A 20,810-nucleotide genomic window follows, 5' to 3' on the forward strand; every position below is an offset into this window, starting at 1 on the left:
CCCGTACAGGAACGACTCACACGGCACGCCGCAGCGGACCGCAAAGCGACTACAGTTGAGCTATCCCGACGCGAAAGAATGGACGAAGCAGCCCACAAAGTAAGCATGTCGAAAGCAAACGAATCGGGCGGCTATAATCGCGGGACTGTTTTTTGGTGTTCATATGCAATCCTCGTCTCCCACCTCTCCGCCGCCCGCGCCGCAAAAGCGCAAGCGTCCGCTGTGGCTCAAACTCGTCCTCGGGTTGGTGGGCCTTATCGTGGCGTGCATCATGTGCGTTGCGCTCGTGCTCGGCTACGCACTGGTCGTCGCGACACCCAATCTGCCGTCGCTCGACGCGCTCACCGATTACCGGCCCAAGGTACCGCTGCGCATCTACACCGCCGACCACGTGCTGATCGGCGAATTCGGAGAAGAGCGCCGTGACATCGTGCGTATCCAGGATGTGCCGGACAATCTGAAGAAAGCCGTGCTCGCCATCGAAGACGCGCGCTTCTACGATCACGGCGGCGTCGATCTGACCGGTATCGCGCGCGCGGGTTTTGTCGCGTTGACCAACGGCCACGCCACCCAGGGCGCAAGCACGATCACGATGCAGGTGGCGCGCAACTTCTTCCTGTCGAGCGAGAAGACCTATACGCGCAAGATCTACGAGATGCTGCTCGCGTACAAGATCGAGTCGAAGCTGTCGAAGGATCAGATTCTCGAGGTGTACATGAATCAGATCTATCTCGGCCAGCGCGCCTACGGCTTTGCGAGTGCCGCGCGCGTCTACTTCGGCAAGGATCTGAAGGACCTGACGCTCGCCGAATGCGCGATGCTCGCGGGTCTGCCGAAAGCGCCGTCGGCGTATAACCCGGTGGTGAATCCGAAACGCGCCAAGGTGCGCCAGGAATACATCCTGCAGCGCATGCTCGAGTTGCGCTACATCACGCAGGAGCAGTACGACGCTGCGAGCCACCAGCCGCTCATCGTGAAGGGCGCGGGCAAGGAGTTCAGCGTGCACGCGGAATACGTCGCGGAAATGGTGCGCCAGATGATGTACGCGCAGTACCGCGAGGACGCCTACACGCTCGGCCTGAGCGTCGTGACGACGATCGATTCCGCCGATCAGGACGTCGCCTACCGCGCGCTGCGCAAAGGCTTGATGGACTACGAGCGACGCCACGGCTACCGTGGCCCCGAAGCATTCATCGATCTTCCCGACGACGCCAACGACCGCGAGCAGGCCATCGACGACGCGCTGCTCGAACATCCGGACAACGGAGAAATCATTGCGGCGGTGGTAACGGCGGCGAATCCGAAAGCGGTGCAGGTCACTTTTATCGACGGCAACGTCGCAACGTTGCAAGGCGACGGTCTGCGCTTCGCGTCGTTTGCACTCGGTCCGCGCGCGCAGCCGAACCAGCGCGTACGACCGGGCGCGATCGTGCGCGTCGTCAAGGGTGACGACGGCAACTGGACCATCACGCAGTTGCCGCAGGTGGAAGGCGCCTTCGTGTCGGTCGTACCGCAGGACGGCGCGATTCGCGCGCTGGTCGGCGGATTCGACTTCAACAAGAACAAGTTCAACCACGTGACACAGGCGTGGCGTCAGCCCGGTTCGAGCTTCAAGCCGTTCATCTATTCGGCTTCGCTTGAGAAGGGTCTCGCGCCCGCCACCATCATCAACGACGCGCCGCTCTTTTTCAGCGCGGCGGAAACCGGCGGCCAGGCATGGGAGCCGAAGAATTACGGGGGCGGGTTCGATGGTCCGATGACGATGCGCACGGCGCTGCAGAAATCGAAGAACCTCGTATCGATCCGGATTCTCAACCAGATCGGCACGAAATACGCGCAGCAATACATCACGCGTTTCGGCTTCGACGCCGATCGCCATCCGGCCTATCTACCGATGGCGCTCGGTGCAGGCCAGGTCACGCCTCTGCAGATGGCCGGTGCGTTCTCGGTGTTCGCGAACGGCGGCTATCGCGTGAACCCGTATCTGATCGCCGAAGTGACCGATTTGCACGGCATCGTGGTCGCGCATGCGCAACCGCTCATCGCGGGAGAAAGCGCGCCGCACGCAATCGAACCGCGCAACGCGTATGTGATGAACAGCCTCTTGCAAAGCGTCGCGCAACGCGGCACCGGCGCGAAGTCGAACGTTCTGAAGCGTACGGATCTCGGCGGCAAGACAGGCACGACCAACGATTCGCGCGACGCGTGGTTTGCCGGCTATCAGCACACGCTGACCGCGATCGCGTGGATCGGCTATGACAATCCGCGCAGCCTCGGCGATCGCGAAACCGGCGGCGGGCTCGCACTGCCGGTGTGGATCGAGTACATGGCCAATGCGTTGAAAGGCGTACCGGAATACCGGATGCCGGTGCCCGACGGCGTCGTCACGCTCGGCGACGAGCTGTATTTCGAGGACTTCACGCCGGGCCACGGTTTCGTCGCGACGGTCGGCGTGAGCCAGGCGTCGCTGGATGCCGGAGCGAGCGGCGCAATGCCCGGCGCTGCGCCGGAACAGGTCGGCGAGCAGGAAAAGCAGGACATCATGAATCTGTTCCGCGGGCACTAGGCTGCTGCCGTGCAACCGCTGCGCTGCGCGGCGTGCAGCCGGCGTTACGGTTCGAAATGAACCGCCTCGCCGGACTGCTGCGTCGCGTAATCCGACAGCGCGGCGAAAAACTCGGTGCCGCTGCGCGTATCGCGCCACGCGCCATCGGTGAAGCGGAAGTGAAAACCGCCGGCCTTCGCGGCGATCCAGATCTCGCGCATCGGCGGCTGAAGATTCACGATAATCTTCGTGCCGTTCTCGAATTCGAGCGTCAGGACATTACCGCTGCGCTCGAACTCGATATCGGCATTCGAGTCGTCGAGCGTGCGCTCCACAGCGGCCAGTGCGGCCTCGGCGCGGGTCAGGTATTCGTTGTCGGACATGCTAAACTCCAGCGATTGATTATTCAGGGACAGTCTCATGCGAGTCGTCTTTCGGATGAGCGCGATTGTAGCGGCTTTGGCCATTCTCGCAGGTGGCGCACTGAGCGGCTGCGGGCAACGCGGCGCGCTCTATTTGCCTACCGTGCCGCCTCTGCCGCCCAAACCCGTCGAGCAGACCCAGCAACCCAACGCGGATGCTGCATCTGCCGCGCAAACGGGTAGCGTGCCCGACACGTCGGGTACGCCACTGTCGCTGTCGCCCGATACCGAGCTGAGCAACCCGCCCGCGTCGGATGCCGTGCCGGCCTCGGCAGCGTCCGCGGTCACACCGTCTACAGCCTTGCCGGCATCCTCCGGCACGCAAACCACAGAGTAAGACTTTCGCATGACTCGTTCCGCATTCGCGTATGTCGACGGCGTGTTGCACGTCGAAGGCGTGTCCGCCATTTCGCTCGCCGAGCAGTTCGGCACGCCGCTGTACGTCTATTCGCGTGCTGCACTGACCGCAGCCTGGCAAGCGTATGCAGGCGCCTGCGTGGGCCGCCGCGCAACCGTTCACGTAGCCGTCAAAGCCAACAGCAACCTCGCGGTGCTCAACGTGTTTGCGCGTCTCGGCGCGGGCTTCGATATCGTGTCGATCGGTGAACTCGCGCGCGTGCTGGCCGCCGGCGGCAAGGCAGAACACACCGTGTTCTCAGGTGTCGGCAAGAGCGAAAGCGAAATGCGCGAGGCCCTCGCGGCCGGCGTGAAATGCTTCAACGTCGAATCGATTCCCGAACTCGACCGGCTCAATGCGGTTGCCGGTGCGTTGGGCAAAGTTGCGCCTGTGTCGCTGCGCGTGAATCCCGATGTGGACGCGAAGACGCATCCGTATATTTCCACGGGGTTGAAGTCGAACAAGTTCGGCGTCGCCTTCGACGAAGCGCGCGCCACGTATCGCGCGGCGGCAGCGATGACGCATCTCGACGTGGTCGGGATCGACTGTCATATCGGCTCACAGATCACCGAGATCGCGCCGTATCTCGATGCGGTCGACAAGCTGCTCGAGCTGATCGAACAGATCGAAGCGGACGGCGTGAAGATCCGGCACATCGATGTCGGTGGTGGACTCGGTATCACCTACGCCGATGAAACGCCGCCGGATATCGGCGAGTTCGTGCGTACGGTGCTCGATCGCATCGATGCGCGCGGTCACGGTCATCGCGAAGTGTATTTCGAACCGGGCCGCTCGCTCGTCGGCAACGCGGGCATCCTGCTGACGCGCGTCGAGTATCTGAAGCCGGGCGAGGAAAAGAACTTCGCTATCGTCGACGCAGCGATGAACGATCTGGCTCGTCCCGCGATGTACGGTGCGTATCACCTGATCGAGCCGGTCGTGCAACGCGCGACGGGGGCGCAACTCTACGATGTGGTCGGTCCGGTTTGCGAAAGCGGCGACTGGCTGGGCCGCGAGCGACAACTGGCGTTGCTCCCCGACGATCTGCTCGCGATCCGCTCCGCGGGAGCGTACAGCTTCGTGATGAGCTCGAATTACAACACGCGTCCGCGCGCGGCCGAGGTGATGGTCGATGGCGACGCGGTGCATCTGGTGCGCGAGCGGGAACAGATTGCGCAACTGTTTGCCGGCGAAGCGATCCTGCCGGAGTGAGTACGATGCGAGTACGGTCCATCCGGGCCGGCCGCATGAAAAAAGGCGATGCTTATAACGGCATCGCCTTTTTTATTGGTTGCATCGGTGCCGCACGCACTCTTCAATCACGCCGCGGGTCGAGCTTGCTCGCTGATCACGGTAAGCGCCGTCGCGCCATACGCTCCCTAAACCACACAAGCAACCGCCAGCCGAGCAACGCCACCACAATCGCGCCATAGATCTTCGGCAGCAGCAGATCGTGCTTGCCGGCCTTCATCCACCAGAAATGCAGGATCGCCAGCGCACCGATCAGATAGATCGCACGATGCAAGCTCTGCCACCGACGTCCCAGCCTGCGAACCATTGCGCGCGGCGACGTGACAGCAAGCGGAATGAGCAGCACGAACGCGGCAAACCCAACCGTGATGAAAGGACGCTTGACGATGTCCTTCAGAATCGCCGCAACGTCGAACCATTTGTCGAACCAGAAGTACGTCGTGAAGTGCAGCGTCGCGTAGAAGAACGCGTACAGGCCGAGCATGCGGCGAAACCTCACCAGCGCAGTCACGCCCGTGAGCCTGCGCAACGGCGTGACCGCGAGCGTGAGACACAGGAAGACGAGCGTCCACAGGCCGGTTGAGCGCGTGATGAACTCGATCGGATTCGCACCGAGCCGATCCGTCACGCCGAAGAACACGATGCGCGCGAGCGGATACCACGCGGCGATGAACACCGCGACCTTTGCCGGCACGATCCAGCGATTCCCGTTAGCTGCGGTACGTGTCGCAGCAGCGCGGACGGGAGGTGACGCGGTTGGTGTATCGGATTGCATAGCCCGCCCCGCTCAAAAATTCTTCTTCAGGTCGAGCCCCTGATACAGCGACGCGACCTGGTCGCCGTAGCCGTTGAACATCAACGTCTTGCGCTTCGGCGTGAAGAACCCGTCCTCACCGATGCGCCGCTCGGTCGCCTGGCTCCAGCGCGGATGATCGACGTTCGGATTCACGTTCGAATAGAAGCCGTACTCCTGCGGCGCGTAGGTGTTCCAGCTCGTCGACGGCTGCTTTTCGACGAAGCGGATTTTCACCAGCGACTTCGCGCTTTTGAACCCGTACTTCCACGGCAAGACGATGCGGATCGGCGCACCGTTCTGGTTCGGCAGCACCTGGCCGTAGACGCCCACTGCAAGCAGCGTGAGCGGATTCATCGCCTCGTCCATCCGCAATCCTTCCGAATACGGCCACGCGAGGATCGGCTGCGACAGGCCGGGCATCTGCGACGGGTCCGCCAGCGTGATGAACTGCACGTATTTCGCGTTGCCAGTGGGTTGTGCGCGCTTGACCAGCTCGGACAGCGAAAAGCCGATCCACGGAATCACCATCGACCAACCTTCGACACATCGATGCCGGTAAACCCGCTCTTCGAGCGGCGCGAGTTTCAGCAACTCATCGATGTCATAGACTTTCGCGTTCTTCACCTCGCCTTCGACGCTCACGCGCCACGGCCGCGGACGCAGCGTGCCGGCATTTTCAGCGGGGTCGCCCTTGTCGGTGCCGAATTCGTAGAAGTTGTTGTAGGTGGTGATGTCCTTATACGGCGTCACCTTGTCCGTCACGACGAACTTCGGGTTCGTCTTCGCGGCCAGTTTCTGCGCACGGCTATCCGGCGACGTGTACGCCGCGAGCGCTTCGCCATTTACCCCGATCAACCCCCCGAGCGCCGCGGCCCCCGCCACTTGCAGCACGCGCCGCCGGTTTTCGAAGAACTGCTGTGGCGTAATGTCGCCGCGCGCGATGTCGTCGCCACGCAGGGCCATGCTGCCGGTTCGCCTGATCCACATGTTGCCGCTCCCAGTGGCGCCGCGCGCCACGTCGATGTCCGTTCGACCCGCCAATGCAGGGGTCATGCTGTAGTGAACGCCGGGAAGGTCCCGAATCATCCACCGCCTGAATAAAAAAACCGCCGGTGCAACGCACCCGGCGGTTTGATAGTCGTTGCAGCGCGGCGGATCTTACAACTTGCCGTAGCTATGCAGGCCCGACAGGAACATATTCACGCCCAGGAACGCAAAGGTCGTGACCAGCAGGCCGGTCAGCGCCCACCAGGCCGCCACGGCGCCGCGCAGGCCCTTCATCAGCCGCATGTGCAGCCACGCCGCGTAATTCAGCCAGACGATCAGCGCCCACGTTTCCTTCGGGTCCCAGCTCCAGTAGCCGCCCCAAGCTTCCGCGGCCCACAGCGCGCCGAGAATGGTCGCGATCGTGAAGAACGCAAAACCGACTGCGATCGACTTGTACATCAGGTCGTCGAGCACATCGAGCGGCGGCAACCGGTCCGCCAGCACGCCGCGCTCCTTCACGAGGTACGCGACACCGACCATCGCCGACAGCGCAAAGCTGCCGTAGCCGATGAAGTTGGCCGGCACGTGAATCTTCATCCACCAGCTTTGCAGCGCGGGAACGAGCGGCTGGATCTGCTGCGCGTCGCGGGCGATCGAATACCACATCAGGAAACCGACGGCCGCGCTGATCACGAGCAGCACGAACGCGCCGAGCGCCCGCGTGTTGTAGTGGCGCTCGTAGTACAGATAGAACAGCGCCGTGATCAGGCTGAACAGCACGAACACTTCATACAGGTTCGAGATTGGAATGTGGCCAACGTCCGCGCCGATCAGGTACGACTCGTACCAGCGCACCATCAGTCCGACGAACCCCATCAGCACCGCGGCCCACGTCATCCGCGAACCGATCGAGCCGCCCGTAGGCGAGCGTGACAGCAAACCGATCCAGTAGAACAGCGTGGCGAGCACGAACAGCGCGCTCATCCACAGGATCGCGGACTGGCTCGACAGGAAGTATTTGAGGAAGAACGCGGTGTCGGCTCGCGCCAGATCGCCGTGATAGGTCTGGATCGCAAACAGCGACAGCACGGCGATGCCGGCCATCAGCAGGCGCGCCGGCTTCCAGCGCCAGCCGAGTACGATCATCGCCGGTACTGCGCAGACCAGTATCAGCTTGTCGTAGTAGTTCATGAACGGGTGGTACCGCCACAGCGCGAAGCCCGCACCCGCGACCAGCGCGAGTGCGAACAGCCAGTCGGTGGTACCAAGGCGTTTCAGGAACGGGCGCTCGTCGAACAGCGCCGGATCGGTTGCCGGAGTGGCGGGCGTGCTCGCCCGCGGCGTTGCCGCGGGGCGCGATGGGGACGTGGGAGATTGAGTTAAATCCATGTTCTTACCGGGTCGAATCGGGTGAGCCTGAGGGCTGCGGCGCCGTGGAGGCGCCGGCTGGGCCGGATGCGTCGGTCGGTTTGGCGCCCAGCGCCGCACCGACCGCGTCGCGCGTCTGGACAAACTCTTTTTCGAAATCGAGTGTCTTGCGGGCGCTGGACATTGCCATGACGATGTTGACGCCGCGATCGGTATCTCTGAGCCAGAACCACAGCCTTCGTTCGCGGACGTAGAACATCGAGAAGATGCCTAGCACGAGGAGCAGGCTGCCAAGATACACGACTTTTTTGCCAGGTGCGCGCGTCAGCTGAAATACCGAAGCTTGCACCTGCTTGAATGAATCCAGCTGCAAATAGACCGGCGAACCATACAAAAAGCTGTCGGATATCGCGTTGATCGCGCTTTGCAGGAAGCGGCTGTTGTCCGCTGTGGGTGTTTCCGGTGCTTCGCCGGCCTGGGCCCGGGACAGTTGCCACAGGTCCCACGTCGCGCCTTCCAGCATGCGCAGCAGCAGTCCGGCGGCCTTTTCCTGCTCGGGCTTCGGCACGGAGCGGTCGATGAAGCCCGCCACCGCCTGGAACCCGCCCATGTCCTGCCCGGTCGACGTCTGGCCCATGCTGCTATCGGCGCCGGCGAACAAGGTCAGCACGCGCACGGCGCTTTCCTGCAAATGTTCCTGCAGATCGCGGTTCGCCTCGGGCACCGAGCGCGCCGCGAAACGACGCGCGGCTTCGGCACGCAGCGCCGGGTCTTCGAACGCCGCGCGCAGATTCATCCACTCGTTGACGGTACCGCCGCTGTCGGCGGGAATTCGCAGATAGCGGAATGGATCGTCGGGATTGACGCGCATGCCGGCCAGAAACATCCGTTCGCCGGCGACATCGACGGGCAGCATGTAGTTGTTGTACTCGCGCGCCTGGCCGTCCTTGCCGCGGACCTTGTACTGCACCGACGGGCCGACGTTATGCAGATCGAGTGGCTTCGATGTCTTCGCACCGGAGCCGAGCCGTTCGTCGAACGCTTCCTTCAGCGTGCGGTGAGCGCTCACGCCGCGCACGTCGTTCATCCCGCTGCCGTCCGAGATGTTCTCGACGTTGATCGCACGGAAATCGGCGAACTCGACGGTCTGGCCGTTCACGCCAGGCATCGTGGGAGAAAGCGGCGCCGAATTGCCGATCGTGCCGCTAAACGGCATCGTCTTCGTGGTGCCGCCCACCATCGGATAGGCGGTCATCTGCATCTGCGAGCCGCCGTCCTGGAAGCTCGACTGGTAGATCGATACGCCGTCGTAGGTGAACGGCTTGTTCACCTCGACGCGCGCCGGAATCCGCTCGCCGGTCTTGTGATCGATCACGACGATATCGCTCGCGAACAGCTTCGGCATGCCCGTCGAGTAGTAGTCGACGATGAACTTCTTCAGCTCGATCGAGAACGGCAGATCCTGGATCAGCGAGCCGTCCTGCTGGTTCAGGATCGCCGTCGACACATACTGTCCTTCCGGCACCCACGCGTAACCGCGAAATGTCGGGTTGGTCTGCGAGAGACGGTGCTCGGCGGCAATGTCGTTGATGACCGTGTTGCCACGAACCGGTGTCTTGTCGAACAGCAGCATCTGCAGCTTGATCGGCAGATTGCTGTCGAGCAGCCCACCGATACAGATCACCACAAACGCAACGTGCGCAAAGATGTAGCCGATCTTCGTCAGCGCGCCGCGTTTCGCCGCAATCAACGTTGCGCCTTCGCTCTCGCGTGTGACGAACCGGTAGCCGAGCTTGCCGGACAGACGCGCCAGCAGCGCGGTCGCGTCCGCCCGCGTGCCGCTAACGGCAAATTCACCCTTGTGATGGAACGCGCGCAGGCTGCCTTCGCGTACCTTGTCTTTCCAGCTCTTCATGTCGGCCAGCATCTTCGGCGCGTTGCGGATCACGCACAGCGACACCGATACGACGAGGAAGCTGAGAATCAGCATGAACCACCACGCGCTGTACACGTTGTACAGCGACAGCGAGCGGAAAATGTCCGCCCAGAACGGGCCGAACTGGTTGACGTAGTTGGGGTACGGGTCGTCCTGGGTGAGTACGGTGCCGATGATGCTGGCGATCGCGAGGATCACGAGCAAGGCGATCGCAAAGCGCATCGAACTCAGCAGTTCGACTGTGCGACGGACGACCCGCTGACCCGACTTCAACTGCAAACCCGACGTGGTGACGCTCATTCAAACTCCGACTGAACAGCAAAAAAGGGTGGAGGGCTGTCGCTATGGGCGCGACGCCCCCACCCTTTTCTTGTTTTTCACCGGCCTCGCCGGGCCGGCTGCACTTGCGTGCGGACCGCTGTTTAGTGCAAGCCCGCGATGTAATCGGCTACTGCCTTGATCTCGCTATCCGACAGACGCGATGCGATCGTATGCATCGCCTCGTTGTTGTTCCGCGCACCCGGACCCTGCTGGAACGCGGTCAACTGCGCCACGGTGTAGTCGGCCCATTGCCCCGACAACCGCGGATACTGCGACGGAATGCCCTGACCGGTCGGACCGTGACAGCTTGCGCATGCCGGTACGCCCTTCTCGGCGATACCACCGCGATAAATCTTCAGACCGAGCGCAACCGTGTCCTTGTTGTGCGCGAAACCCGGCTTCGGTGTCTGCTCGGAGAAATACGTTGCTACGTTGACCATGTCCTGGTCGGACAGCCCAGCCACGATGCCGACCATGATCGCGTTGTTACGCGCGGGCTTCGTCGCACCGGGCTGCGTCTTGAAATCCTTGAGCTGCTTGACGAGATACTCGGGATGCTGGCCCGCCAGCTTTGGATATGCACCGCCGGCGCTATTTCCATCTGCTGCATGGCATGCCGCGCAAACCTGCGTCGCGATGACCTGCCCTTTGTTGGCGTCCGGCTTTGCCGGATCTGCTGCTCTTGCCTGTGCCGCGAAAACTGAAAGACCTGCTGCTGTGTGAAGTACCACCAGAAACTTGCCCAGTCGATTCATTCGCACACCCTGTCTCGTCTTGTGGGAATTAGATGTTTTGCAAAACACGACGGTGACCGAACAACCTTGCAAAGACGCGCGCACTGGCCTCGCTGGTATTCAGTAAACCGTCGTATTGTACAATAACTCGCTAATCGCTAAGACGCCAGTCGGGCATGTCCCGGCCCCAATCCGGGTTCCGTCGCGTCTCATCTCCTGGTTCCTCCATGGCCTTTCTGCTCCACCAAGCCCGTTTCTTCACTACCGTCAATCATTTACGCGATCTGCCGGCAACGCCTCAGCCTGAGATTGCCTTCGCCGGACGGTCGAACGCGGGTAAATCGACGGCCATCAATGTGCTGTGCAATCAAAAGCAACTGGCGTTCGCCAGCAAGACGCCGGGACGCACGCAGCATATCAATTACTTCTCTGTCGGGCCTGCGGACGAGCCGGTCGCCCATGTGGTCGACCTGCCCGGCTACGGTTATGCCGAGGTGCCAGGTGCGGCCAAGGCCCACTGGGAGGCCCTGCTCTCGACCTACCTGCAGTCGCGCGCACAGCTGCGCGGCATGATCCTGATGATGGACGCACGGCGCCCGCTGACCGAGCTGGACCGCCGCATGATCGAATGGTTTGCGCCGACCGGCAAACCGATCCACGCCCTGCTGACGAAGTGCGACAAATTGACGCGTCAGGAATGCGTCAACACGCTGCGGGCTGCACAGAAGGGTTTCGCGGAGTACAAGGCGGCCGGCTATCGAGGCGAACTGAGCGCCCAGCTCTTTTCGTCGCTGAAGCGGATCGGGTTGGACGAGGCGCATGTGCTGATCGAGAGCTGGCTCATACCGGGCGAGTCTTCCGTGGGGGTCGATGCCTGACGTCAGACCGACCTCAGTCTGACCGCAGCGTTTTTCGATCGCCCATAAAAAAACCCGCCGCTATGTGACGGCGGGCGAAACAGCCTAATCGAAAAACGACAGGCACCCGCTCAGGGAGGAGAAGCGGGGAGGTCAGCGCATGGCGCCTTGCTCGATCGGTATGATATACCATTGTCTCAAAAAGCGTTTTCAGGGCGCGCCGCAGGCCTCGCAGCCGATCCAGCAGTAGATCCTTTTTGTCACCTCTACGATATTCGCCATGAGTTTCTTCCCGCATCACCGTCCGCGCCGCATGCGCCGCGACGATTTCTCGCGCCGCATGATGCGCGAGAACATCCTCACCACCAACGACCTGATCTACCCGGTATTCGTCGTCGAGGGTAACAACCAGAAACAGGCCGTACCGTCGATGCCGGGCGTCGAACGCGTATCGGTCGATCTGCTGATGGGCGTCGCCGAGCAATGCGTTGCGCTGGGCATCCCGGTGCTGTCGCTGTTTCCGGCCATCGAACCGTCGCTGAAGACACCCGACGGCCGCGAAGCGACCAACGAAGCCGGCCTGATCCCGCGGGCGGTGCGTGAGCTGAAGAAACGCTTCCCCGAACTGGGCATCCTGACGGACGTCGCCCTCGATCCGTACACGAGCCATGGCCAGGACGGCGTGCTCGACGAAAACGGCTACGTGATCAACGATGAAACTGTCGACATCCTCGTCGATCAGGCTCGCGCGCAAGCGGAAGCCGGCGTCGATATCGTCGCGCCGTCGGACATGATGGACGGGCGCATCGGCGCGATCCGCGAGATGCTCGAAAGCGACGACCACATCCATACGCGGATCATGGCTTATTCGGCGAAGTACGCGTCGGCCTTCTACGGTCCGTTCCGCGACGCAGTCGGCTCGGCGACGAATCTGGGCAAGAGCAACAAGATGACCTATCAGATGGACCCGGCCAACACCGATGAAGCGCTGCGCGAAGTGCAGGCAGACATCGACGAGGGCGCGGACATGGTGATGGTGAAGCCCGGCATGCCGTATCTGGACATCGTGCGGCGCGTGAAGGACGAGTTCCGCTTTCCGACCTATGTGTACCAGGTGAGCGGCGAGTACGCGATGCTCAAGGCTGCGGCGCAGAACGGCTGGCTCGATCACGACAAGGCGATGATGGAAGCGCTGCTTGCGTTCAAGCGGGCTGGCGCTGATGGTGTGCTGACGTACTTTGCGCTTGATGCGGCGCGGCTGTTGCGGGCTCAGGGCTAGTTAGCGCAGGTCGCACGACGCGGTCGTGCGGATGTGGAAAAACAAAGGCGCTGATCAGCGCCTTTGTTTTTTATCTACTGCTTGCGCAGTACCACTCACGATTGCGGCTGCGGAGTCGCAGCACGATCGAGGCTGCGCAGAAACACATCCGCCGACTCATAACCCACGACGCGCAGCACTTCCTTCCCGCTACGGTCGAAGAAAATAATGCCCGGCGGCCCGAACAGTTTGAAGCGCTTGAGCAGCGCCTGGTCGTCGGGATTGTTCGCGGTCACGTCGGCCCGCAGCAGATCCATCTGCTTGAGTCGCGCCTGCACGCGCGGATCGCTGAACGTGAACTTCTCCATTTCCTTGCAGCTCACGCACCAGTCAGCGTAGAAATCGAGCATCGCCGGCTGGTTGCTTGCGGCGACCGCCTGATCGAGTTGCTGCGACGATCGGACCGGCGCGAAGATCAGATCGTTCTGCGCTGCCTGTGCGCCTTGCGCGCCGCCTGCCGTGCCCCCTACCGCTGCGCCACGAGCCGCGAGAACGGCGAGCGGCCGCAGCGGATCGGTCGATCCCGCTGCCAGGCCGACGAGCAGCACTGCGGCCCAGATCGCCAGCGCCGCACCGAGCCCGCGCCCGAGGCCACGCCAGATCGAACCACCAGCCGCCTGCGCCGAAAACAAACCGAGCCCCGCTGCGGCGACGAGTAGCCACAACACGCTCAGCAGCATCTGTGCAGTCCCACCGAGCACCGGCCAGACGATCCACAACGCAGCCGCAAGCAAGACGACGCCGAAGAACACCTTCACGCCATCCATCCAGGCACCGGCACGCGGCAACAGCGTCCCCGCACCGAGACCGATGATCAACAACGGAACGCCAAGCCCGATGCCCATCGAGAACAGTGCGGCCCCGCCGAGCCATGCGTTTCCTGTATGCGCAATGAACGCAAGCACGGCGAACAACGGCGCGGTCATGCATGCGCCGACGACGAGTGCCGAAAGCGCGCCCATCACTGCGACGGCCGCGAACTTGCCGCCCGAGCGCCCCTGCGATGCCTTCGATACACCGTCCTGCCAGCGCTGCGGCAACGCGATATCGAAACCGGCGATCAACGTCAGTGCAAACGCCGTGAGCAGCACCGCGAAGACGCCGAGCACCCAGGGGTTCTGCAGCCACGCGCCGAGGCTCTGGCCAATCAGCGCAGCGGCAATGCCGAGCGCCGTATAGACGAGCGCCATCCCGATCACATAGGCGAGTGACAACGAGAAGCCGCGCGAGCGCGTAACCCGCGCACCTTCACCGATGATGATTGCGGACAGAATCGGGATCATCGGATACGAACACGGCAGCAGGCTCAATATGACACCCGCGATGAAGTACAAGCCGACGATCGTGAAGAAACCGCCGCCTTCGAGCAGCGATTGCGCATAGTCGGCGCTCGTCGCGCGTTCGTACCACGAGCCCTGCGGCCCTGCCGATGGCGACGCAGGCGTCGTAGCGGTGGTGGCCGCCGCAGCGTGGAGCGCAGCGCCGCTCACGTGATAGACACGCTCCATCGGCGGATAGCAGATGCCCGCATCGGCACAGCCCTGCGACGTCACGGCAAGATCGAAACCGCCGGCAGCCTGTTTAACCGGAATATGGATCGTCAGATCACCGCGATAGGTCTCGACATTCTTTGCGAACGTCTGATCGAACTTCACATGACCGGCCGGCAACTGCGGATCGCCGAGCGTGGCGGTACCGCTTTTCACCGCGAAGGCAAAACGCTCGCGGTACATGTAGTAACCGTCGGCGATCTTGTAGTGCACGTCGACCACACCGGGTTGTTCGCTTGCACTGAAGCTGAATGCAACGGCGGGATCGAGGAAATCGTCGGCGGCGCGCGCGGCACCCGTCGACATCAGGATCAACGCAAGACAGGAAAGCAGCAGTGCGACGACGGATGTTGCGAGGCTCGATCGGCGGTCAATACGCTTGAACATGAAGGGGGCGTGGTGGGATGACGCGTCTGAATGAAGTGCTCCAGCTCCAGCGCGCGAACCGCACTGGTCTTGAAGAGCAACTGAAATCGGGTGCCGTAATCGTAACACCTGATGCTGTGCGCCCGCTCGCGGCCAGTGCGGCTATCGGTCGCGCCGTATAGGGCGAAAACAGGCATGTAACCGATCCGCATCAACAAAAAAGCCAGGCATTGTGAGCCTGGCTTTTCAGTGCAATTCGTTGCCGCAGATTCGACTCGACTGAGCGACTGCGGCTGCAGAATTTATTCTGCTTCAGTAACGTTGTCGCCTTCCGGGGTTTCCGGACGATCGAGCAGTTCGACCAGCGCCATCGGTGCATTGTCGCCGACGCGGAAACCGAACTTCAGGATACGCAGGTAGCCGCCCGGACGGTTCGCGAAACGCGGACCGAGCACGTCGAACAGCTTGCCCACCGAGTCGCGGTCGCGCAGGCGGTTGAACGCCAGACGACGATTGGCCAGCGACGGCTTCTTGCCGAGCGTGATCAGCGGCTCGACGACTTTACGGAGTTCCTTCGCCTTCGGCAGCGTCGTCTTGATGACTTCGTGCTCGATCAGCGAGTTGGACATGTTACGGAGCATTGCCAGACGGTGGCTGCTCGTGCGGTTCAGTTTCCGCAAACCATGACGGTGACGCATTTCAGTTCCTTCGATTCAAAGTTTTGGTCCAGCTCTTCTATCGCTTCCTATGTTGCGGAAGCACGGGCCGGTAGTGAAAAAGGCAAGACGCGGATTTTAAAGGAAAATCCGCGTCTTTACCAGTCGCGGTACAGCGTGCGATTTACTTGTCCAAACCAGCCGGCGGCCAGTTTTCCAGCTTCATACCGAGCGTCAGGCCGCGCGAAGCGAGTACTTCCTTGATCTCGTTCAGCGACTTGCGGCCCAGGTTCGGCGTCTTCAGCAACTCGTTTTCCGTGCGCTGGATCAGATCGCCGATGTAGTAGATGTTCTCGGCCTTCAGGCAGTTCGCGGAACGAACCGTCAACTCGAGATCGTCCACCGGACGCAGCAGGATCGGATCGATCTGCGGTGCACGCGACGGTGCTTCAGCAGCGGCTTCCGTGCCTTCCAGCGCAGCGAACACCGACAGTTGATCGACGAGGATGCGCGCCGATTGGCGGATCGCTTCTTCCGGCGAAATCACACCGTTGGTTTCGATGTTCATCACGAGCTTGTCGAGGTCGGTACGCTGTTCGACACGCGCGCTTTCCACGGCGTAGCTCACGCGGCGAACCGGCGAGAACGATGCATCCAGCACGATACGACCGATGATCTTGGCCGATTCTTCGCCATAGCGACGCACGTTGCCCGGCACATAACCACGGCCCTTTTCGACCTTGATCTGCACGTCGAGCTTGCCGCCCTTCGACAGATGCGCGATGACGTGGTCAGGGTTGATGACTTCGCAATCGTGGGCGAGTTCGATATCGCCGGCGGTAACGAGGCCTTCGCCTTCCTTGCGCAGCGTGACCGTTACTTCGTCACGGTTGTGCAACTTGAATACGACACCCTTGAGGTTCAACAACAGGTTGACGACATCCTCTTGCACACCGTCGAGCGTCGAGTACTCATGCACGACGCCTGCGATCGTCACTTCGGTCGGCGCGTAGCCGATCATCGACGACAGCAGCACGCGCCGAAGCGCGTTACCCAAGGTATGGCCATAGCCGCGTTCAAACGGCTCCATGACCACTTTCGCGTGGCTCTCGCCAAGCGATTCGACAGCGATGATCTTGGGCTTCAACAAACTGGTTTGCATAGGTTTTCCTTTTCAATACCCTCGGCTCGTTACACCGATAAGGCTGACCGGTAACAACCTGAAAATAAACAGCCGAGCCGCCCCCTTGCTCAGCGCAATCAGGGCGCCCCGGCCGTCAATCCGATTACCGCGAATACAATTCGACGATCAGGCTTTCGTTGATATCGCCAGCGATGTCGCTGCGTTCCGGCTTTTGCTTGAACGTGCCTTCGAATTTCTTCGAATCGACGGAGACCCAGCTCGGCAGACCGCCTTGCTCGGCCAGCGACAGCGCTTCGAGAATCCGCGCCTGCTTCTTCGCCTGTTCGCGCACCGACACGACGTCGCCAGCCTTAATTTGCATCGACGGAATGTTGGAGACGACGCCGTTCACCGTGATCGCCTTGTGGCCCACGAGCTGACGCGCTTCAGCGCGCGTCGAGCCGAAGCCCATGCGATACACGACGTTGTCGAGACGCGATTCGAGCAGTTGCAACAGGTTTTCACCGGTGTTGCCCTTGATACGGTCAGCGTCAGCGAAGTAACGGCGGAACTGGCGTTCGAGCACACCGTAGATGCGCTTCACTTTTTGCTTTTCGCGCAGCTGCGTGCCGTAGTCGGACGTACGCGCACCCGAGGTGCGGCCATGCTGGCCAGGCTTGCTGTCAAGCTTGCACTTGTCAGCGAGCGAACGACGGGCGCTCTTCAGGAAGAGGTCAGTGCCTTCACGGCGGGACAACTTGGCTTTAGGGCCGATATAGCGTGCCACTTTGCATTCCTTCTATGATTGATCACGTGAACTTGCATTCACGCTAGTCCGAACCCTTTGGGTCGAACGGTGGGCTTAGTTAATTCAATAACGCAAGTAGCCTGTCGACGCCCAAGGCGGCAACAGGCACAAGCAAACGCGGCGCCTTAGATACGGCGACGCTTCGGCGGACGGCAGCCGTTATGCGGAACCGGCGTCACGTCGGAGATCGTGGTGATCTTGATGCCAAGACCATGCAGCGCGCGCACCGCGGACTCACGGCCAGGGCCAGGGCCCTTGATCCGCACTTCGAGGTTCTTCACGCCGTATTCCATCGCCACGCGGCCAGCCGATTCGGCTGCCACCTGAGCTGCAAACGGCGTCGACTTACGCGAGCCCTTGAAGCCCTGACCACCCGACGTTGCCCAGGCAAGCGCGTTGCCTTGACGATCGGTGATCGTGATGATGGTGTTGTTGAACGACGCGTGAACGTGAACCACGCCCTCGGCGACGTTCTTCTTGACCTTCTTGCGAACGCGTTGCGCCGCCGAGTTGTTCGAAGCCTTAGCCATTACGTTTTCCTGTAACTGTCAATTCCGCTTACTTCTTCAGCGACTGCGCTGCACGACGCGGACCCTTGCGTGTACGGGCGTTCGTACGCGTACGCTGACCACGCAGGGGCAGGCCCTTGCGATGGCGCACGCCACGGTAGCAGCCCAGATCCATCAGGCGCTTGATGTTCATCGTCGTTTCACGGCGCAGATCGCCTTCGACGATGAACTTGCCAATTTCTTCACGCAGCTTTTCGAGGTCTGCGTCGCTCAGGTCCTTGACCTTCTTCGAAAATGCCACACCAGACGCGACGCAAATGTCGCGTGAACGCGTGCGGCCAATACCGTAGATCGCCGTCAGGCCGATTTCGGTATGCTGGTGGTTCGGGATGTTAACCCCTGCGATACGAGCCATTGTTTTTCCTCAAACAAAAAGCGCAAGCAAAAGCGCGGCGTTCAGCCTTGACGCTGTTTGTGGCGCGGATCAGAACTGCAAATCACCCGCACAACGCCCTTGCGCTTGATGATCTTGCAATTGCGGCAAATGCGCTTAACCGATGCCATCACTTTCATGATATTACCCTTTTTTCAAATCACTTCGCCCGGAACACGATCCGCGCACGCGACAGATCGTAAGGCGTCAATTCAACCGTCACCTTGTCGCCGGGCAGGATGCGGATGTAGTGCATCCGCATCTTCCCGGATATGTGTCCCAATACGACATGGCCGTTTTCCAGCTTCACCCGAAAGGTAGCGTTGGGGAGGTTTTCGATGACCTCACCCTGCATCTGGATTACATCGTCTTTGGCCATGTGTCCTTTCAACGCATCGGGACGCCGCCGCCTTTGAAGTTTGCTTTCTTCAGCAGCGATTCATACTGTTGCGACATAACGTACGACTGCACCTGCGCCATGAAATCCATTGTGACGACGACAATGATCAGCAGCGACGTTCCACCAAAATAAAACGGCACGTTCCAGCGCAGCACCAGAAACTCGGGCAGCAGGCAAACAAACACGATGTAGATCGCACCCGCCAGCGTCAAACGCGTGAGAATGCGGTCGATATATCGCGCCGTCTGATCGCCCGGGCGAATGCCTGGGACGAAAGCGCCGCTCTTCTTCAGGTTGTCAGCTGTTTCCCTACTGTTGAACACCAGTGCGGTGTAGAAAAAGCAGAAAAACACGATTGCCAACGCATACAGCAATACATACACCGGTTGCCCAGGCTTCAGCGCTTCGGCCACGTTATGCAGCGTGTCCGAGAACCAGCCTGTGCGCGACCCCGAACTAAACCAGTTCAGGATAGTTGCCGGGAACAGGATGATCGACGATGCGAAGATCGGCGGAATCACACCCGACATGTTCAGCTTCAGCGGCAAATGCGAAGACTGACCGCCGTAAATCTTGTTGCCGACCTGCCGCTTCGCGTAATTCACAAGAATCTTGCGCTGGCCGCGTTCGATAAACACCACCAGATACGTCACAGCAGCAATCAGCGCGACCACGATAATCGCCGACACGGGGCCCATCGAGCCGGTTTGCACCAGCGAGACCAGCCCACCGATCGCGTTCGGGAAACCCGCCGCAATCCCGCCGAAGATGATGATCGAAATACCGTTACCAAGACCGCGTTCCGTGATCTGCTCGCCGAGCCACATCAGGAACATCGTGCCCGTCACGAGCGTCACGACCGTCGTCAACCGGAATACCATCCCCGGATCGATTACCAACGCCGGTTGATTCTCCAGCGCCACCGCAATACCAAAAGCCTGGAACGTCGCCAGCACAACCGTAAAGACCCGCGTGTACTGCGTGATCTTCCGCTGTCCCGACTGCCCTTCCTTCTTCAGCGCCTCGAGCTGCGGCGATACGATCGCCAGCAACTGCATGATGATCGACGCCGAGATATACGGCATGATCCCCAGCGCAAAAATCGTAAACCTCGAAAGTGCGCCACCCGAGAACATGTTGAACATGCCAAGGATGCCACCCGACTGGCTTTGAAACAGCTTTGCCAGTTGGTCCGGGTCAATACCCGGCACCGGAATATGCGCGCCGATACGGTAGACGATCAGTGCCAGCAGCAGAAACACTGCCCGCCGACGCAGATCGCCATACTTCGCCGCGCTTCGACCGGGTTTTGCGAGACTCGGGCTGTTAGCCAAGTAGCTTCTCCGATGCAAATGCTAGTGACGGCAACCGACTTGCTCGTTACTCGGCAAAAGAACCGCCTGCTGCTTCAATCGCAGCACGCGCGCCCTTCGTCGCACCCAAACCCTTCACCACGATCTTGCGCTTCAGTTCGCCCGTAGCGATGATCTTGGCGCTGCGCGTCAGTTCGCCGACCAGGCCGGCTTGCTTCAGTGCGAGCAGATCGATTTCGTCGACCGGCAGCTTTTCCAGATCCGAGAGACGCACTTCACCGACGAATTCCTTCGTCAGCGAGGTGAAGCCGCGCTTCGGCAGACGACGTTGCAAAGGCATCTGACCGCCTTCGAAACCCACCTTGTGGAAGCCGCCCGAACGCGATTTCTGACCTTTATGGCCACGACCTGCGGTCTTGCCGAGGCCGGAGCCGATGCCGCGGCCGACGCGACGCTTAGCGTGCTTCGAGCCTTCTGCCGGCTTCAGGGTATTCAATTCCATTATCAACTCCTTGAGTCCCGGTCAGCTGCTTAGCCGATGACCTTAACGAGGTACGAAACCTTGTTGATCATGCCGCGCACAGCAGGCGTGTCTTGCAACTCGCTAACCGAGTTGAGTCGGCGCAGGCCGAGACCACGGACCGTTGCACGGTGTGTTTCGCGGGTCCCAATCACGCTCTTGACGAGCTGAACCTTGACAGTTTTTTCAGACATGGTGTC

Annotated in this window: 22 protein-coding genes; 5 read left to right on the top strand and 17 right to left on the bottom strand. The window is 61.1% G+C overall.

Annotated features, from left to right (window positions below; translation table 11 throughout):
* Positions 1 to 163 precede the first annotated feature (163 nt).
* Positions 164 to 2,566 (top strand): penicillin-binding protein 1A, encoded by a 2,403-nt coding sequence (locus FNZ07_RS31615; RefSeq protein WP_091019677.1) that lies wholly within the window; start codon positions 164 to 166, stop codon positions 2,564 to 2,566.
* Positions 2,567 to 2,610: 44 nt separating this feature from the next.
* On the opposite strand, the gene cyaY is transcribed toward FNZ07_RS31615, so the two are convergent.
* A complete protein-coding gene (cyaY, locus tag FNZ07_RS31620) occupies positions 2,611 to 2,928 on the bottom strand; it encodes an iron donor protein CyaY (RefSeq protein ID WP_091019674.1) in 318 nt (105 codons plus the stop codon).
* Positions 2,929 to 2,965: 37 nt separating this feature from the next.
* On the opposite strand from cyaY, the gene lptM reads away from it, so the two are divergent.
* Positions 2,966 to 3,304 (top strand): LPS translocon maturation chaperone LptM, encoded by a 339-nt coding sequence (gene lptM / locus FNZ07_RS31625; protein WP_091019672.1) that lies wholly within the window; start codon positions 2,966 to 2,968, stop codon positions 3,302 to 3,304.
* A gap of 9 nt (positions 3,305 to 3,313) precedes the next feature.
* Positions 3,314 to 4,576 carry a diaminopimelate decarboxylase gene (lysA, locus tag FNZ07_RS31630; RefSeq protein WP_091019670.1) on the top strand — a complete coding sequence of 421 codons (1,263 nt, stop codon included), beginning with the start codon at positions 3,314 to 3,316 and terminating at the stop codon, positions 4,574 to 4,576.
* Between the two features lie 136 nt (positions 4,577 to 4,712).
* On the opposite strand, the gene msrQ is transcribed toward lysA, so the two are convergent.
* The 5 genes from msrQ to FNZ07_RS31655 all read right to left on the bottom strand — a co-directional run bounded on the left by msrQ (position 4,713) and on the right by FNZ07_RS31655 (position 10,778).
* Positions 4,713 to 5,390: a protein-methionine-sulfoxide reductase heme-binding subunit MsrQ gene (gene msrQ / locus FNZ07_RS31635; RefSeq protein WP_091019668.1), complete on the bottom strand. Its 678-nt coding sequence runs from the start codon at positions 5,388 to 5,390 to the stop codon at positions 4,713 to 4,715.
* 12 nt (positions 5,391 to 5,402) lie between these two features.
* Complete coding sequence (gene msrP, locus FNZ07_RS31640) at positions 5,403 to 6,398, bottom strand: protein-methionine-sulfoxide reductase catalytic subunit MsrP (protein ID WP_091019910.1); 996 nt, start codon at positions 6,396 to 6,398, stop codon at positions 5,403 to 5,405.
* Positions 6,399 to 6,569: 171 nt separating this feature from the next.
* Complete coding sequence (ccsB, locus tag FNZ07_RS31645; protein WP_091019666.1) at positions 6,570 to 7,787, bottom strand: c-type cytochrome biogenesis protein CcsB; 1,218 nt, start codon at positions 7,785 to 7,787, stop codon at positions 6,570 to 6,572.
* A 4-nt stretch (positions 7,788 to 7,791) separates the two neighbouring features.
* Entirely contained in the window at positions 7,792 to 10,002 is a 2,211-nt protein-coding gene (locus FNZ07_RS31650; protein ID WP_091019664.1) for a cytochrome c biogenesis protein ResB, read from the bottom strand.
* 122 nt (positions 10,003 to 10,124) lie between these two features.
* Positions 10,125 to 10,778 (bottom strand): c-type cytochrome, encoded by a 654-nt coding sequence (locus FNZ07_RS31655; protein WP_091019661.1) that lies wholly within the window; start codon positions 10,776 to 10,778, stop codon positions 10,125 to 10,127.
* A gap of 206 nt (positions 10,779 to 10,984) precedes the next feature.
* Between FNZ07_RS31655 and yihA the strand changes: the two genes are divergently transcribed.
* Together yihA and hemB are read left to right on the top strand one after the other, a co-directional pair.
* The gene (gene yihA / locus FNZ07_RS31660; RefSeq protein WP_091019659.1) at positions 10,985 to 11,635 is read left to right on the top strand and encodes a ribosome biogenesis GTP-binding protein YihA/YsxC; all 651 of its coding nucleotides are present in this window, start codon (positions 10,985 to 10,987) and stop codon (positions 11,633 to 11,635) included.
* Between the two features lie 259 nt (positions 11,636 to 11,894).
* Positions 11,895 to 12,893 carry a porphobilinogen synthase gene (hemB, locus tag FNZ07_RS31665; RefSeq protein ID WP_091019657.1) on the top strand — a complete coding sequence of 333 codons (999 nt, stop codon included), beginning with the start codon at positions 11,895 to 11,897 and terminating at the stop codon, positions 12,891 to 12,893.
* A 95-nt stretch (positions 12,894 to 12,988) separates the two neighbouring features.
* On the opposite strand, the gene dsbD is transcribed toward hemB, so the two are convergent.
* From dsbD to rpmD, 11 genes are all read right to left on the bottom strand, one after another.
* On the bottom strand, positions 12,989 to 14,869 hold the full coding sequence (gene dsbD, locus FNZ07_RS31670; RefSeq protein WP_091019654.1) for a protein-disulfide reductase DsbD: 1,881 nt from the start codon (positions 14,867 to 14,869) through the stop codon (positions 12,989 to 12,991).
* A 281-nt stretch (positions 14,870 to 15,150) separates the two neighbouring features.
* Positions 15,151 to 15,546 (bottom strand): 50S ribosomal protein L17, encoded by a 396-nt coding sequence (gene rplQ, locus FNZ07_RS31680; RefSeq protein ID WP_091019652.1) that lies wholly within the window; start codon positions 15,544 to 15,546, stop codon positions 15,151 to 15,153.
* 142 nt (positions 15,547 to 15,688) lie between these two features.
* Complete coding sequence (locus tag FNZ07_RS31685; RefSeq protein WP_091019650.1) at positions 15,689 to 16,666, bottom strand: DNA-directed RNA polymerase subunit alpha; 978 nt, start codon at positions 16,664 to 16,666, stop codon at positions 15,689 to 15,691.
* A 124-nt stretch (positions 16,667 to 16,790) separates the two neighbouring features.
* Entirely contained in the window at positions 16,791 to 17,414 is a 624-nt protein-coding gene (rpsD, locus tag FNZ07_RS31690) for a 30S ribosomal protein S4 (protein ID WP_091019647.1), read from the bottom strand.
* A gap of 146 nt (positions 17,415 to 17,560) precedes the next feature.
* A complete protein-coding gene (gene rpsK / locus FNZ07_RS31695; RefSeq protein WP_091019645.1) occupies positions 17,561 to 17,965 on the bottom strand; it encodes a 30S ribosomal protein S11 in 405 nt (134 codons plus the stop codon).
* Between the two features lie 28 nt (positions 17,966 to 17,993).
* Complete coding sequence (gene rpsM / locus FNZ07_RS31700) at positions 17,994 to 18,359, bottom strand: 30S ribosomal protein S13 (protein WP_091019643.1); 366 nt, start codon at positions 18,357 to 18,359, stop codon at positions 17,994 to 17,996.
* Between the two features lie 41 nt (positions 18,360 to 18,400).
* Positions 18,401 to 18,517, bottom strand: coding sequence for a 50S ribosomal protein L36 (gene rpmJ / locus FNZ07_RS31705; RefSeq protein ID WP_004199844.1), 117 nt, complete (start codon positions 18,515 to 18,517; stop codon positions 18,401 to 18,403).
* A gap of 20 nt (positions 18,518 to 18,537) precedes the next feature.
* Entirely contained in the window at positions 18,538 to 18,756 is a 219-nt protein-coding gene (gene infA, locus FNZ07_RS31710) for a translation initiation factor IF-1 (RefSeq protein ID WP_004521905.1), read from the bottom strand.
* Between the two features lie 8 nt (positions 18,757 to 18,764).
* Positions 18,765 to 20,111: a preprotein translocase subunit SecY gene (gene secY / locus FNZ07_RS31715; protein ID WP_091019640.1), complete on the bottom strand. Its 1,347-nt coding sequence runs from the start codon at positions 20,109 to 20,111 to the stop codon at positions 18,765 to 18,767.
* 46 nt (positions 20,112 to 20,157) lie between these two features.
* Positions 20,158 to 20,592, bottom strand: coding sequence for a 50S ribosomal protein L15 (gene rplO / locus FNZ07_RS31720; protein WP_091019638.1), 435 nt, complete (start codon positions 20,590 to 20,592; stop codon positions 20,158 to 20,160).
* Between the two features lie 29 nt (positions 20,593 to 20,621).
* Positions 20,622 to 20,804 (bottom strand): 50S ribosomal protein L30, encoded by a 183-nt coding sequence (gene rpmD, locus FNZ07_RS31725; RefSeq protein WP_091019636.1) that lies wholly within the window; start codon positions 20,802 to 20,804, stop codon positions 20,622 to 20,624.
* Positions 20,805 to 20,810: the final 6 nt, after the last annotated feature.

Source organism: Paraburkholderia megapolitana, from assembly GCF_007556815.1.
In the GTDB taxonomy this organism is placed as follows: domain Bacteria; phylum Pseudomonadota; class Gammaproteobacteria; order Burkholderiales; family Burkholderiaceae; genus Paraburkholderia; species Paraburkholderia megapolitana.